The 14,283-nt window shown below is 50.3% G+C and carries 12 protein-coding genes; 6 read left to right on the forward strand and 6 right to left on the reverse strand.

What is annotated here, in order from left to right; genetic code table 11:
• Positions 1–11 precede the first annotated feature (11 nt).
• Entirely contained in the window at positions 12–2,768 is a 2,757-nt protein-coding gene (gene barA / locus A1SC_RS10795) for a two-component sensor histidine kinase BarA (protein ID WP_000186435.1), read from the forward strand.
• Between the two features lie 267 nt (positions 2,769–3,035).
• On the opposite strand, the gene A1SC_RS10790 is transcribed toward barA, so the two are convergent.
• From A1SC_RS10790 to syd, 4 genes are all read right to left on the reverse strand, one after another.
• Positions 3,036–3,485 carry a flavodoxin gene (locus A1SC_RS10790; RefSeq protein WP_000807727.1) on the reverse strand — a complete coding sequence of 150 codons (450 nt, stop codon included), beginning with the start codon at positions 3,483–3,485 and terminating at the stop codon, positions 3,036–3,038.
• A 17-nt stretch (positions 3,486–3,502) separates the two neighbouring features.
• Complete coding sequence (truC, locus tag A1SC_RS10785) at positions 3,503–4,285, reverse strand: tRNA pseudouridine(65) synthase TruC (protein ID WP_000889990.1); 783 nt, start codon at positions 4,283–4,285, stop codon at positions 3,503–3,505.
• A complete protein-coding gene (locus A1SC_RS10780; RefSeq protein ID WP_000206974.1) occupies positions 4,285–4,614 on the reverse strand; it encodes a YqcC family protein in 330 nt (109 codons plus the stop codon). Before A1SC_RS10780 ends, truC begins: the two co-directional genes overlap by 1 nt.
• 621 nt (positions 4,615–5,235) lie before the next feature.
• Positions 5,236–5,781 (reverse strand): SecY-interacting protein, encoded by a 546-nt coding sequence (gene syd, locus A1SC_RS10775; protein ID WP_016249135.1) that lies wholly within the window; start codon positions 5,779–5,781, stop codon positions 5,236–5,238.
• A 67-nt stretch (positions 5,782–5,848) separates the two neighbouring features.
• On the opposite strand from syd, the gene queF reads away from it, so the two are divergent.
• The 5 genes from queF (at position 5,849) to xni (ending at position 12,310) form a co-directional block, all read left to right on the forward strand.
• Positions 5,849–6,697: an NADPH-dependent 7-cyano-7-deazaguanine reductase QueF gene (gene queF, locus A1SC_RS10770; RefSeq protein WP_016262478.1), complete on the forward strand. Its 849-nt coding sequence runs from the start codon at positions 5,849–5,851 to the stop codon at positions 6,695–6,697.
• Positions 6,698–6,807: 110 nt separating this feature from the next.
• The gene (gene ppnN / locus A1SC_RS10765; protein ID WP_000627991.1) at positions 6,808–8,172 is read left to right on the forward strand and encodes a nucleotide 5'-monophosphate nucleosidase PpnN; all 1,365 of its coding nucleotides are present in this window, start codon (positions 6,808–6,810) and stop codon (positions 8,170–8,172) included.
• 556 nt (positions 8,173–8,728) lie between these two features.
• A complete protein-coding gene (gene sdaC / locus A1SC_RS10760; protein WP_000450483.1) occupies positions 8,729–10,018 on the forward strand; it encodes an HAAAP family serine/threonine permease SdaC in 1,290 nt (429 codons plus the stop codon).
• A gap of 57 nt (positions 10,019–10,075) precedes the next feature.
• Positions 10,076–11,443 (forward strand): L-serine ammonia-lyase II, encoded by a 1,368-nt coding sequence (gene sdaB, locus A1SC_RS10755; protein WP_000626404.1) that lies wholly within the window; start codon positions 10,076–10,078, stop codon positions 11,441–11,443.
• Between the two features lie 111 nt (positions 11,444–11,554).
• Positions 11,555–12,310, forward strand: a complete 756-nt coding sequence (gene xni, locus A1SC_RS10750) for a flap endonuclease Xni (protein WP_024191905.1) — start codon at positions 11,555–11,557, stop codon at positions 12,308–12,310.
• A gap of 103 nt (positions 12,311–12,413) precedes the next feature.
• Here xni and fucO read toward each other — a convergent pair whose 3' ends face one another.
• Entirely contained in the window at positions 12,414–13,562 is a 1,149-nt protein-coding gene (gene fucO / locus A1SC_RS10745) for a lactaldehyde reductase (protein ID WP_016262479.1), read from the reverse strand.
• A gap of 27 nt (positions 13,563–13,589) precedes the next feature.
• On the reverse strand, positions 13,590–14,237 hold the full coding sequence (gene fucA, locus A1SC_RS10740; RefSeq protein ID WP_001516971.1) for an L-fuculose-phosphate aldolase: 648 nt from the start codon (positions 14,235–14,237) through the stop codon (positions 13,590–13,592).
• Between the last annotated feature and the right edge of the window lie 46 nt (positions 14,238–14,283).

Genomic DNA, 14,283 nt, shown 5'->3' on the forward strand with positions numbered 1-14,283 from the left:
AACGGAACTCCATGACCAACTACAGCCTGCGCGCACGCATGATGATTCTGATCCTGGCACCGACCGTCCTTATTGGTTTATTGCTTAGCATCTTTTTCGTCGTGCATCGCTATAACGACTTGCAGCGTCAACTGGAAGATGCCGGTGCCAGCATTATTGAGCCGCTTGCGGTTTCAACGGAATATGGCATGAGCCTGCAAAATCGCGAATCTATTGGTCAATTGATCAGCGTTTTGCATCGTCGCCATTCCGATATTGTTCGTGCCATTTCGGTTTATGATGAAAATAACCGACTTTTTGTCACCTCCAATTTTCATCTTGATCCTTCATCAATGCAGCTCGGCAGCAACGTGCCATTTCCGCGCCAACTTACTGTCACACGTGATGGCGATATTATGATCCTGCGCACGCCGATTATTTCTGAGAGTTATTCTCCCGACGAATCACCCAGCAGCGATGCCAAAAATAGTCAAAATATGTTGGGATATATTGCTCTTGAGCTGGATCTTAAATCAGTGCGCTTGCAGCAATATAAAGAGATCTTTATTTCTAGCGTGATGATGCTGTTTTGTATTGGTATCGCGCTTATTTTTGGCTGGCGCTTAATGCGCGATGTAACCGGCCCAATTCGCAACATGGTGAATACCGTCGACCGCATCCGCCGAGGGCAACTCGACAGTCGGGTGGAAGGATTTATGCTCGGAGAGTTGGATATGCTGAAAAATGGCATCAACTCGATGGCAATGTCGCTGGCGGCTTATCACGAAGAGATGCAGCACAATATCGACCAGGCGACGTCCGATCTGCGTGAAACGCTGGAACAGATGGAAATTCAGAACGTTGAACTGGATCTGGCGAAAAAACGCGCCCAGGAAGCGGCGCGTATTAAGTCAGAGTTTCTGGCAAACATGTCGCATGAGCTGCGTACACCGTTGAATGGCGTTATTGGTTTTACCCGCCTGACGTTGAAAACAGAATTAACACCAACGCAGCGCGATCACCTCAATACTATTGAACGCTCGGCAAATAATTTGCTGGCAATTATTAATGATGTTCTCGATTTCTCAAAACTGGAAGCAGGCAAGCTGATTCTGGAAAGTATTCCATTCCCACTACGCAGCACGCTGGATGAAGTGGTAACGCTACTGGCGCATTCTTCTCACGATAAAGGACTGGAATTAACGCTCAATATTAAGAGCGACGTGCCCGATAACGTCATTGGCGACCCGCTGCGTTTACAGCAAATAATCACTAACCTGGTGGGGAATGCGATTAAATTCACCGAGAATGGCAACATCGACATTCTGGTAGAAAAACGTGCGCTGAGTAATACCAAAGTACAGATTGAAGTGCAGATCCGTGATACCGGCATTGGTATTCCTGAACGCGATCAATCGCGTTTGTTCCAGGCCTTCAGACAGGCAGATGCCAGTATTTCACGCCGTCATGGCGGCACCGGGCTGGGGCTGGTAATTACGCAAAAACTGGTCAATGAAATGGGCGGCGATATCTCGTTCCATAGCCAGCCGAATCGTGGTTCAACCTTCTGGTTCCATATTAATCTCGATCTGAACCCGAATATTATTATCGAAGGGCCATCCACTCAGTGCCTCGCGGGTAAACGCCTGGCTTATGTCGAACCGAACTCTGCAGCCGCCCAGTGTACGCTGGATATTTTAAGCGAAACACCGCTGGAAGTGGTTTATAGCCCAACGTTCTCCGCGCTGCCTCCTGCACATTACGACATGATTTTGTTAGGGATTGCGGTAACCTTCCGCGAACCGCTGACGATGCAGCATGAGCGGTTGGCGCAAGCGGTGTCAATGACCGATTTTCTGATGCTGGCACTTCCGTGCCATGCACAGGTCAATGCCGAAAAGCTCAAGCAAGATGGTATCGGCGCGTGTCTGCTGAAACCCCTGACGCCTACACGTTTGTTGCCTGTACTGACGGAATTTTGTCATCAAAAGCAAAACACACTTTTGCCTGTTACCGATGAAAGTAAGCTGGCAATGACGGTTATGGCTGTTGATGATAATCCGGCAAACCTGAAACTTATCGGCGCATTGCTGGAAGATATGGTGCAGCATGTTGAGCTGTGCGATAGCGGACATCAGGCGGTTGAACGGGCGAAACAGATGCCGTTCGATTTAATCTTAATGGATATTCAAATGCCGGATATGGACGGCATTCGGGCATGTGAACTCATTCACCAGCTCCCGCATCAGCAGCAAACACCAGTTATCGCGGTAACGGCGCACGCGATGGCCGGGCAAAAAGAGAAACTGCTTGGCGCGGGAATGAGCGATTATCTGGCGAAACCGATTGAAGAAGAGCGGTTGCATAATTTGCTGTTACGTTACAAGCCCGGCAGTGGCATTTCTTCTCGCGTCGTGACGCCAGAAGTGAACGAAATTGTGGTGAATCAGAATGCGACTCTCGACTGGCAACTGGCACTGCGCCAGGCTGCAGGAAAAAACGATCTGGCGCGCGATATGCTGCAAATGTTGCTCGATTTCCTGCCAGAAGTTCGCAACAAAGTTGAAGAACAATTGGTTGGAGAAAACCCGGAAGGCCTGGTTGATTTGATCCATAAACTGCATGGCAGTTGCGGTTATAGCGGCGTACCGCGAATGAAGAATCTCTGCCAACTAATCGAACAACAGCTACGCAACGGTACTAAAGAAGAAGATTTGGAGCCGGAGCTACTGGAACTGTTGGACGAGATGGATAATGTGGCGCGCGAAGCCAGTAAAATTCTCGGTTAATAAACCTCTTGTCGAGTAAAAACCGGCTTCTTTATGAAGCCGGTTTCAGATTGGTGGCAAGTACCTGTGTTTATGCCGAATGCGGCGAGAACGCCTTGCCATGTCTACAACATCATATGAAGTGGTTCACTTGACTCCAGGCAAACGCTAGTAAAAATGCCCCTTAAGAAGGGGCATTTACTGGCATTTGCCTGAAAAAATTCGATTCAGCATCGCTGAAACAATATTTTGCCGACCATTAGGTATATCAGCAAAAATAGCGAGGACTCAGGACAACAGCGTGCCCCAATGTTCAACCCACGGGTTTGATTCCGTTTCTGGTTCCGGGGTCTCGCTGGCATCAATCAGCAGCATTTCCCCTACCCGCTGCGCGCTTTGTTCCTGCAACAAAGCATCGAACTGTTTGCCACCATTGCAGAAATTCACATAACTGCTGTCGCCAAGGGCAATCACGCCATAACGCAGGTTCGGCTGGAAACCGAGGTTATCCTTTATTCCCAGAAAGAGCGGCACAATGCTGTCAGGAAGGTCGCCCTGCCCGGTGGTGGAGGTGACTACCAGTACGTACTTGTCCTGATAGGGTAGCCAGTCACTTAACTCTGGATCTTCAAATACCGTTGCTTTGTGTCCTTGCCCGGACAAAATGGCTTCCGCTTCTTCTGCAACTAACAATGCGTTGCCGTACATGGTGCCAACAAAAATACCAATTTCCGCCATACCGTTTTCTCCCTGGATTAGGAACTCATCTCACCATCCTGGCCGGATGCCGCGCTGAACTCAACCCTTTCATTTTCAGGAAGTAGACCGCGCCAACCAAACTGTGATAACGCCTGCATCCAGGTGTCGTCCAGCCCCGCGTAAATAGTGAGCGGCTCGCCAGTAAAAGGATGCGTCAATGACAACTGGCTGGCATGTAGCATTAACCTCTGCAGGCCGAAATGTTCAGCCCCGCTGCGGTTCTGGCGCAAATCGCCGTGTTTGCTGTCCCCAATGATGGGATGACGCAAATGGGCCAGATGGCGGCGTAGTTGGTGTTTACGTCCAGTTTTCGGCTCCAGTTCCACCAGGCCATAGCGCGTGGTCGGGTAACGTCCAGTCGCCACAGGCATTTCCACCGTCGCCAGACCGCGATAATGCGTTACCGCTGGCTGTGGACCTTTATCTTCGCGGGCATATTTATCAGCGATTTTGTCCAGTTCTTCTACCAGCGGATAATCCAGCTCTGCCTCATCCATCAGCCAGCCACGCACAATCGCATGGTAACGTTTCTGGATTTGGTGCTGTTCAAACTGTTGCGCCAACAGTCGCCCTGCCTCACTGGATAACCCCATCAGCAATACGCCAGAAGTCGGGCGATCCAGACGATGCGCGGTAAAAACATGCTGACCAATCTGGTCACGCACAGTTTGCATCACCACAACTTTCTCGTCGCGATCCAGCCAGCTACGGTGGACCAGCCAGCCGGACGGTTTATTTACCGCCACCAACCATTCATCCTGGTAGAGTATTTCCAACATCAGTTAGCATCATCCGCAAAAAGGGCATCCAGCTTTTCCAGCTCCGCCAGAATAAGCGCTCGTTGCGGGTGATCCGTCGCCAGCGCCATTTCATAGTACGGCGCCACAGCAAATGCCCCTGGTAATGGCTGATTGTTATCTAATAAATCGTGCATCCGCGGGATAAGCACCCACTGCAACCACTCCAACGGTTCCATGGTGTCCATAAAAAACGGTTGGGTACTGTTGAATAGATGCGGCTGGGGTTCATCATTGCGCCAGTGCTGATGTTCACGCAGCAGCGCTTCAAGCGCCTGCAACTGGAAACGAACGCGGTCATGAGTAGTCATAAAGCAGCCTCAAGTAAAAAACTGCCGCGAAGAATAGCAGGAATAAAAAAAGGGAGCACTGTATTCACAGTGCTCCCGATTCGTTTCGCAGCATTCCAGCTACTTTTGTTGCTCCCTGCTCATCCTTGACAACTTTTCCTTTAGCCTTACGGCCAATCGTTCATCCTGAACTATTGCTCCCTGCTCACACCACCCCGATGTGATACTTCATCCTGAAGTGTCCCTGGCCTTCCTGACCCACCGAATCATCCTGACCGGTTCTCATTCTCCATCCTGGAGGTGTCCTTTAACGCGTCCTGCGTTATCCTCTTCGCTTCATCCGGAAGCCTTTCCCTGAAACACCATCCTGGCGTGTCCTTCAGAAGTGTCATCATCCTGATGTTCACTTCATTGTCTGACTCCCTGTCGACGAAGATAGAATCGTCTTTTTCACTGCGTCTTACAAGGAGCTTACAGACAATGCCTTAAGGATAATTTCATATGAAAGTCGAAAAAAACAACAATAAGCAATTGATTTCAAATCAAAATATCAAATCTCATCTTATTAAGTATTCGCTTATTTCCTGGCGATCTCCTACAGGGTCTGTAAGAGATCTCTCACAACAAGACGGGGTATTTGGATTACAGAAGAGGCTTAAGTTGGTTGAGGAATTCCGCAAGATTTGAGGCTAAATGCGCCCGTTTACGCGTTCCCAGTGTCTCTTTGCATACTTCGCCTGAGAGATTACACACCGAGATTACCTCCAGCTCTTCTTCCAGCGTCGCGATAAATAGCGTAGGCGGCAGTTTTAGACGTTTCTGAGTAACCAAATGGCCAATCAGATTTTCCTGCACTCGACGGAAGTCATTTTCGCTCCAGGTTTGCAGTAATGTCAGTTTGATATCACCAAACTGCGCATGCATATCCCCGGCAAACTGGGTCGTATAGAAGGTATGAATTGTGGGTTGTATCACAATATCAAACGCCCGTTCAACCGCGTTTACATTTTGCTCACCGGTAAACGGTTGAGGTTGCCAGTATACGGCGTCTTCGGTGGTTGAAATAATGCATGGCGAAGGAACGCCATACAGCTCCTCACTTAACGGCCAGCTTTTATACTGTTCATGCCAGGCATCGCAGTAGCGCGCAGTAAAATCCTTCAGGGCTTGTGCGGTCAAATCGTCCACTAATTTCTCTCTTCACTTAAACCAGATACACTTGTTGTTTAGTTTATCTGGTTTATGACGGTGAAACATGTCTTCTTATGCAAACCATCAGGCACTTGCAGGCCTGACTCTCGGAAAATCAACCGATTACAGGGATACCTATGACGCCAGCCAGCTGCAAGGCGTTCCGCGTAGTCTGAATCGCGATCCACTGGGTCTGAAAGCGGATAACCTGCCTTTTCACGGCGCGGATATCTGGACGCTATATGAGCTTTCCTGGCTAAATGCGAAAGGTTTACCGCAGGTCGCTGTGGGTCATGTTGAACTTGATTACACCAGCGTGAATCTCATTGAGTCGAAGAGTTTTAAGCTCTATCTCAATAGCTTTAATCAGACTCGATTTAACAATTGGGAAGAGGTGCGCCAGACGCTGGAGCGCGATTTAAGTACCTGCGCCCAGGGTAAGGTCAGCGTGGCGTTATATCGACTCGATGAACTGGAAGGCCAGCCAATGGGTCATTTCAATGGCACCTGCATTGATGAGCAGGATATCGCTATCGATAACTATGAATTCACCACTGACTACCTTGAGAATGCCGCCAGCGGTGAAAAAGTGGTGGAAGAGACGCTGGTTAGCCATCTGCTGAAATCAAACTGTCTGATCACCCATCAGCCAGACTGGGGTTCCATTCAAATTCAGTACCGTGGACACAAGATTGATCGGGAAAAACTGCTGCGTTATCTGGTTTCTTTCCGTCATCACAACGAGTTCCATGAGCAATGCGTAGAGCGTATTTTTAATGATCTGCTGCGCTTCTGCCAGCCAGAAAAATTAAGCGTTTACGCTCGTTATACCCGTCGTGGCGGTCTGGACATTAACCCCTGGCGTAGCAATAGTGACTTTGTCCCATCGACTACCCGACTGGTACGACAATAAATTTTTTTCAGTTTTGCGTGCTGGATTCAAGCATAGAGTTGTGAAAGGCCATCAGGCAGGGCTATTGTAATCAAAGGGAATGACAATAATTGTCCCATAAGGAGTTTTTCTTGATTACACATATTAGCCCACTTGGCTCCATGGATATGTTGTCGCAGTTGGAGGTGGACATGCTTAAACGCACCGCCAGCAGCGACCTCTATCAACTGTTTCGCAACTGTTCACTTGCCGTTCTGAACTCCGGTAGCCTCACCGATAACAGCAAAGAATTGCTATCCCGTTTTGAAAATTTCGACATTAACGTGTTGCGCCGTGAACGCGGTGTTAAGCTGGAACTGATCAACCCTCCGGAAGAAGCTTTCGTCGATGGGCGCATTATCCGCGCCTTACAGGCCAACTTGTTTGCGGTTCTGCGCGACATTCTCTTCGTCTACGGGCAAATCCATAACACCGTTCGTTTTCCCAATCTGAATCTCGACAACTCTGTCCACATTACTAATCTGGTCTTTTCTATATTGCGCAACGCGCGCGCGCTGCATGTAGGCGAAGCACCGAATATGGTGGTGTGCTGGGGCGGTCACTCCATCAATGAAAACGAATATCTGTATGCACGGCGCGTTGGTAATCAACTGGGGCTTCGCGAGCTGAATATCTGCACCGGCTGCGGTCCAGGAGCGATGGAAGCGCCGATGAAAGGTGCAGCAGTAGGTCACGCTCAGCAGCGTTACAAAGACAGTCGTTTTATTGGCATGACAGAACCGTCGATTATCGCCGCTGAACCGCCTAACCCACTGGTCAACGAACTGATCATCATGCCGGATATCGAAAAACGTCTTGAAGCGTTTGTGCGTATCGCTCACGGCATCATTATTTTCCCGGGTGGTGTGGGTACGGCAGAAGAGTTGCTGTACTTGCTGGGAATTTTAATGAATCCGGCCAACAAAGATCAGGTTTTACCGTTGATCCTCACCGGGCCGAAAGAAAGCGCCGACTACTTCCGCGTACTGGACGAATTTGTCGTACATACGCTGGGAGAAAACGCGCGCCGCCATTATCGCATCATTATTGATGACGCTGCCGAAGTAGCACGTCAGATGAAAAAAGCGATGCCGCTGGTGAAAGAAAACCGTCGCGATACCGGCGATGCGTACAGCTTTAACTGGTCAATGCGCATTGCGCCAGATCTGCAAATGCCGTTTGAGCCGTCTCACGAGAACATGGCCAATCTGAAGCTTTACCCGGATCAACCCGTTGAAGTGCTGGCCGCCGATCTGCGTCGAGCATTCTCCGGTATTGTTGCGGGTAACGTGAAAGAAGTCGGTATTCGCGCCATTGAAGAGTTTGGCCCTTACAAAATCAACGGCGATAAAGAGATTATGCGTCGTATGGACGACCTGCTTCAGGGGTTTGTCGCCCAGCATCGTATGAAGTTGCCTGGCTCTGCCTATATCCCTTGCTACGAAATCTGCACTTAATCTCCCTTCTCCCGGTAACGATCGTTGCCGGGTTTTGTTCTCCCTGGTCACTCACTAAGCAATCTATTTCATTTTCCATCTGAATATTTCAGCACGTCATCATGCAATTAATGTCACCAACATCAATATGTCATACAATTTATATTGCAACGCAAACGTTTACCTGCTTTTATAAACCGCATTTTATCGCTGATAAAAATAAAATCTCATCATGATTAACTAAAAGTATTGATTTTTTCAGTTCAACCTACATATATTGCGCGCCCCGGAAGAAAACAGATGTCGTTTAGTGGGCAAATATCGCCCTTAAATTCTCTTTTACTTTTGATTTACAGAGTAAAGCGTTGGGATTATCTATCTTCCAAGTAGATTATTGTATTTGAGATCAAGATCACTGATAGAGACATAAGTTGTGTGTATCTTTCCGCCCTCAAATTATTACGGCGGAAAATGATTGAGCCATCGCCGATAGACAGATTTCATTTTTACGGCCAGGCACCTTCCCGGGCTGAACTGGCTAAAAGCTGAATTATTTGCATTCCTCCAGGAGAAATAGATGGAAACAACTCAAACCAGCACGATTGCGTCGAAAGACTCTCGCAGTGCCTGGCGCAAGACAGACACCATGTGGATGCTGGGCCTTTATGGTACAGCAATCGGCGCGGGTGTACTGTTCCTGCCAATCAACGCCGGTGTTGGCGGTATGATCCCGCTGATCATCATGGCCATCCTTGCGTTTCCGATGACGTTTTTTGCTCACCGCGGCCTGACTCGCTTCGTACTGTCTGGTAAAAATCCGGGCGAAGACATCACCGAGGTAGTAGAAGAACACTTTGGTGTTGGCGCAGGTAAACTGATTACCCTGCTGTACTTCTTTGCTATTTACCCGATCCTGCTGGTGTACAGCGTGGCAATCACTAACACGGTAGAAAGCTTCATGGCCCACCAACTGGGCATGACACCGCCGCCGCGTGCGATTCTGTCCCTGATCCTGATCGTGGGTATGATGACCATCGTTCGCTTCGGTGAGCAGATGATCGTTAAAGCAATGAGCATCCTGGTATTCCCGTTCGTTGCAGTTCTGATGCTGCTGGCTCTGTACCTGATCCCACAGTGGAACGGCGCGGCGCTGGAAACTCTGTCTCTGGATACTGCAGCTTCTACCGGTAACGGTCTGTGGATGACTCTGTGGCTGGCGATTCCGGTCATGGTGTTCTCGTTCAACCACTCTCCGATCATCTCTTCTTTCGCCGTTGCGAAGCGTGAAGAGTACGGCGATATGGCAGAACAGAAATGCTCTAAGATCCTGGCATTCGCACACATCATGATGGTGCTGACCGTTATGTTCTTCGTCTTTAGCTGCGTACTGAGCCTGTCTCCGGCAGACCTGGCTGCGGCAAAAGAACAGAACATCTCGATTCTGTCTTACCTGGCTAACCACTTTAATGCGCCGATTATCGCGTGGATGGCACCGATTATCGCGATGATTGCCATCACCAAATCCTTCCTCGGCCACTACCTGGGCGCGCGTGAAGGCTTCAACGGTATGGTGATTAAATCACTGCGTGGTAAAGGTAAGTCTATTGAAATCAACAAGCTGAACCGTATCACTGCACTGTTCATGCTGGTAACAACCTGGATTGTTGCCACCCTGAACCCGAGCATCCTGGGTATGATTGAAACCCTGGGCGGCCCAATCATCGCGATGATCCTGTTCCTGATGCCGATGTACGCAATCCAGAAAGTACCGGCAATGCGTAAGTACAGCGGTCACATCAGCAACGTATTCGTTGTCGTGATGGGTCTGATTGCTATCTCCGCAATCTTCTACTCTCTGTTCAGCTAAGTCCTTTCGCGCCGCTTTCGGGCGGCGCTTCCTCCGTTTTAACGCGATGTATTTCCTATGATTAGCGTATTCGATATTTTCAAAATCGGCATTGGCCCTTCCAGCTCTCATACCGTTGGACCGATGAAAGCGGGTAAACAATTTACCGACGATCTGATTGCCCGTAATCTGCTGAAAGACGTAACCCGCGTGGTGGTTGACGTCTACGGCTCACTCTCTCTGACCGGTAAAGGCCACCACACGGATATCGCCATTATTATGGGTCTGGCGGGTAATCTGCCAGATACCGTGGATATCGACTCTATCCCTGGTTTTATTCAGGATGTGAATACTCACGGTCGTCTGATGCTGGCAAACGGTCAGCACGAAGTGGAGTTCCCGGTTGATCAGTGCATGAACTTCCATGCTGACAACCTTTCTCTGCATGAGAATGGTATGCGCATCACCGCTCTGGCAGGCGACAAAGTTGTTTACAGTCAGACTTACTACTCCATCGGCGGTGGCTTTATCGTTGATGAAGAACATTTTGGTCAGCAGGATAGCGCGCCGGTTGAAGTTCCCTATCCTTACAGTTCAGCAGCCGACCTGCAAAAACATTGCCAGGAAACTGGTCTGTCACTCTCTGGCCTGATGATGAAAAACGAGCTGGCGCTGCACAGCAAAGAAGAGCTGGAACAGCATCTGGCGAACGTCTGGGAAGTGATGCGCGGCGGTATTGAGCGCGGTATTTCCACCGAAGGCGTGTTGCCAGGCAAACTGCGCGTTCCACGTCGTGCGGCGGCGCTGCGTCGAATGCTGGTTAGCCAGGATAAGACCACAACTGACCCAATGGCGGTTGTCGACTGGATCAACATGTTCGCACTGGCGGTAAACGAAGAAAACGCAGCAGGTGGTCGAGTGGTTACTGCGCCGACTAACGGCGCGTGCGGAATTATCCCGGCGGTGCTGGCATACTACGACAAGTTTATCCGCGAAGTGAACGCTAACTCACTGGCTCGTTATCTGCTGGTTGCCAGCGCGATTGGTTCTCTTTATAAGATGAACGCCTCGATTTCTGGTGCCGAAGTGGGTTGCCAGGGTGAAGTTGGTGTGGCGTGCTCTATGGCTGCGGCTGGCCTGGCTGAACTGTTAGGCGCAAGCCCGGCGCAGGTGTGCATCGCGGCGGAAATCGCTATGGAGCATAACCTCGGCCTGACTTGTGATCCGGTCGCCGGACAGGTACAGGTGCCGTGCATCGAGCGTAATGCTATTGCAGCAGTGAAAGCAGTGAACGCTGCACGTATGGCACTGCGCCGTACCAGCGAGCCACGCGTATGCCTCGATAAAGTTATCGAAACCATGTACGAAACAGGTAAAGACATGAATGCCAAGTACCGCGAAACATCTCGCGGCGGCCTGGCGATGAAAATCGTTGCCTGCGATTAATCTCTCTCCAGAGGCCTCGTTTTGCGAGGCCTCTTCCTGTTTTCTCATCCAGCCGTAGCCTGTTCAGGTATCGAATGTTACCCTTATCGCCTGATCTTTAAGGGGGTTATCGTGGCTGTTCATTTGCTTATCGTCGATGCACTGAATCTTATCCGTCGCATTCATGCCGTTCAGGGTTCGCCCTGCGTGGAGACCTGCCAGCACGCTCTCGATCAACTTATTATGCACAGCCAGCCAACCCACGCGGTCGCCGTTTTTGATGATGAAAACCGCAGTAGCGGCTGGCGTCATCAACGTTTACCGGATTACAAAGCGGGTCGCCCACCAATGCCGGAAGAGTTGCACAACGAAATGCCTGCATTACGCGCCGCCTTTGAGCAACGCGGCGTCCCGTGCTGGTCAGCCAGCGGCAACGAAGCCGATGACTTAGCCGCTACGCTGGCGGTCAAAGTGACGCAGGCCGGGCATCAGGCAACCATTGTTTCGACAGATAAAGGCTACTGCCAGCTACTTTCGCCAACGTTGCGCATTCGCGATTACTTCCAGAAACGCTGGCTGGATGCGCCGTTTATCGATAAAGAATTTGGCGTTCAACCGCAACAGTTGCCCGATTACTGGGGGCTGGCGGGGATCAGCAGTTCAAAGGTGCCGGGTGTTGCAGGGATTGGCCCGAAAAGCGCCACGCAGTTGCTGGTCGAGTTTCAGAGTCTGGAAGGAATTTATGAGAATCTCGACACGGTTGCCGAAAAGTGGCGCAAAAAATTAGAAGTACATAAAGAGATGGCGTTTCTGTGCCGCGATATTGCCCGCTTACAAACTGATTTGCATATCGACGGCAATTTACAGCAATTACGGTTGGTACGGTAAAGAGATACCGGATGCTACCGATTAACACCCCATTGAATTTCATGACCGTGTAGGCCGGATAAGACGCGCCAGCGTCGCATCCGGCATTATCACATCAGCGCAATTACCAGGCGGTATGGTAAAGCTCTACAATATCCTCAAGCGTTGCTTCACGCGGGTTGCCACCGGTACAAACATCGTCCAGAGCCGCCTGCGCCAGTGCCGGAATGTCTTCCTTGCGTACACCAACATCACGCAAATGTGGCGGAATACCTACATCGCGATTGAGAGCAAACACCGCGTCAACAGCAGCATTACGCGCCTCTTCCAGGCTCATGCCTTCCACTTTCACGCCCATTACGCGCGCAATATCGCGGTACTTCTCGCCGGTAAATTCGGCGTTATAGCGCATAACATGCGGTAACAGAATGGCGTTCGCAACACCGTGCGGGGTGTTATAAAACGCGCCCAGCGGGTGCGCCATACCATGCACCAGCCCCAACCCAACGTTCGAGAAGCCCATGCCCGCGACATACTGTCCGAGCGCCATCTGTTCTCCGGCATCCTTATCACCAGCAACCGATCCCCGCAGCGCACCGGCAATAATTTCAATGGCTTTAATATGCAACGCATCGGTCAGCGCCCACGCACCACGCGTAATATACCCCTCGATGGCATGAGTCAGCGCATCGACACCGGTCGCGGCTTTCAGCGCCGGTGGCATACCATCCATCATGTCAGCATCAATAAACGCCACCTGCGGGATATCATGCGGATCAACGCAAACAAACTTGCGCCGTTTTTCTTCATCAGTGATTACATAGTTAATGGTCACTTCCGCCGCAGTGCCCGCCGTGGTGGGGATCGCCAGAATCGGTACGCTGGGTTTATTGGTCGGTGAAAGCCCTTCCAGACTACGCACATCGGCAAACTCCGGGTTGTTGCTGATGATGCCAATCGCTTTACAGGTATCCTGCGGAGAACCACCACCAATAGCGATCAGGTAATCCGCACCGCTGTTCTGGAATACACCCAGCCCTTCTTTGACTACGGTGATTGTCGGATTCGGCACTACGCCGTCGTAAATCGCCCATGCCAGCCCGGCGGCATCCATCTTATCGGCCACTTTCGCCACCACGCCGCACTGCACCAGCGTTTTATCAGTCACGATCAGCGCCTTCTGATAACCACGGCGTTTCACCTCATCGGTTAAAGCGCCAATTGCGCCCCGCCCAAACCATGCCGTTTCGTTCAGAATCATTCTGTTAGCCATCATCCTTCTCCTTGTTGCTTTACGAAATTACTCTTCAATCCGTAATCCATAGGTTTTGAATTTCTCCAGCACCACGGCAATCTCTTCATCGCTCAGTACTGGAACCGGGTCAGTAATCGCCAGGGTCGCCAGATAAAGCTGCGCCAGCACTTCAACTTCATGCGCCAGCCATAACGCTTTTTCCAGATTAGCCTCACAAGCGATAAGCCCATGATGTTGTAGCAGAATTGCTTTACGATTTTTGAGAGCCAGCGCAACATGTTCGGAAAGTTCGCGTGTCCCAAAGGTCGCATAAGGTGCGCAAGGAATGGAATTTCCGCCAGCCGCCGCGATCATGTAGTGAATGGCGGGGATCGGCCGGTTAAGAATGGAAACTGCCGTACAATGAACGGCATGGTTGTGAACAACCGCGTTGGCATCCGGTCTGCTTTGGTAGGCCGCCATATGGAAACGCCATTCGCTGGAAGGGATTTTATCTTCTTCGTATTTTCCGTTGCCATCAACATAGACAATCATATTTTCCGTCATTCTTTCATAAGGAATACCGCTGGGAGTAATCAACATGCCATTTTCAAAACGCGTGCTGACATTCCCCGCAGTCCCCTGATTTAACCCAAGACGCGTCATTTCCAGACAGGTTTCAATTATTTCACGGGATAAACGTGTTCTTTCCATCTCTATTCTCCAGATACAGGTTCAGCTCGCCTTGTTGCGTAAAACA

It is taken from the genome of Escherichia sp. KTE52, assembly GCF_000408325.1.
Taxonomy (GTDB): Bacteria; Pseudomonadota; Gammaproteobacteria; order Enterobacterales; family Enterobacteriaceae; genus Escherichia; species Escherichia marmotae.

Bases quoted from the DNA above. Each gene is read 5' to 3' on its own strand.
- A1SC_RS10780 (WP_000206974.1), bottom strand. From the start codon at position 4,614: ATGACTACTCATGACCGCGTTCGTTTCCAGTTGCAGGCGCTTGAAGCG.
- queF (WP_016262478.1), top strand. From the start codon at position 5,849: ATGTCTTCTTATGCAAACCATCAGGCACTTGCAGGCCTGACTCTCGGA.
- fucO (WP_016262479.1), bottom strand. From the start codon at position 13,562: ATGGCTAACAGAATGATTCTGAACGAAACGGCATGGTTTGGGCGGGGC.
- fucA (WP_001516971.1), bottom strand. From the start codon at position 14,237: ATGGAAAGAACACGTTTATCCCGTGAAATAATTGAAACCTGTCTGGAA.
- sdaB (WP_000626404.1), top strand. From the start codon at position 10,076: ATGATTAGCGTATTCGATATTTTCAAAATCGGCATTGGCCCTTCCAGC.
- truC (WP_000889990.1), bottom strand. From the start codon at position 4,285: ATGTTGGAAATACTCTACCAGGATGAATGGTTGGTGGCGGTAAATAAA.
- A1SC_RS10790 (WP_000807727.1), bottom strand. From the start codon at position 3,485: ATGGCGGAAATTGGTATTTTTGTTGGCACCATGTACGGCAACGCATTG.
- sdaC (WP_000450483.1), top strand. From the start codon at position 8,729: ATGGAAACAACTCAAACCAGCACGATTGCGTCGAAAGACTCTCGCAGT.
- barA (WP_000186435.1), top strand. From the start codon at position 12: ATGACCAACTACAGCCTGCGCGCACGCATGATGATTCTGATCCTGGCA.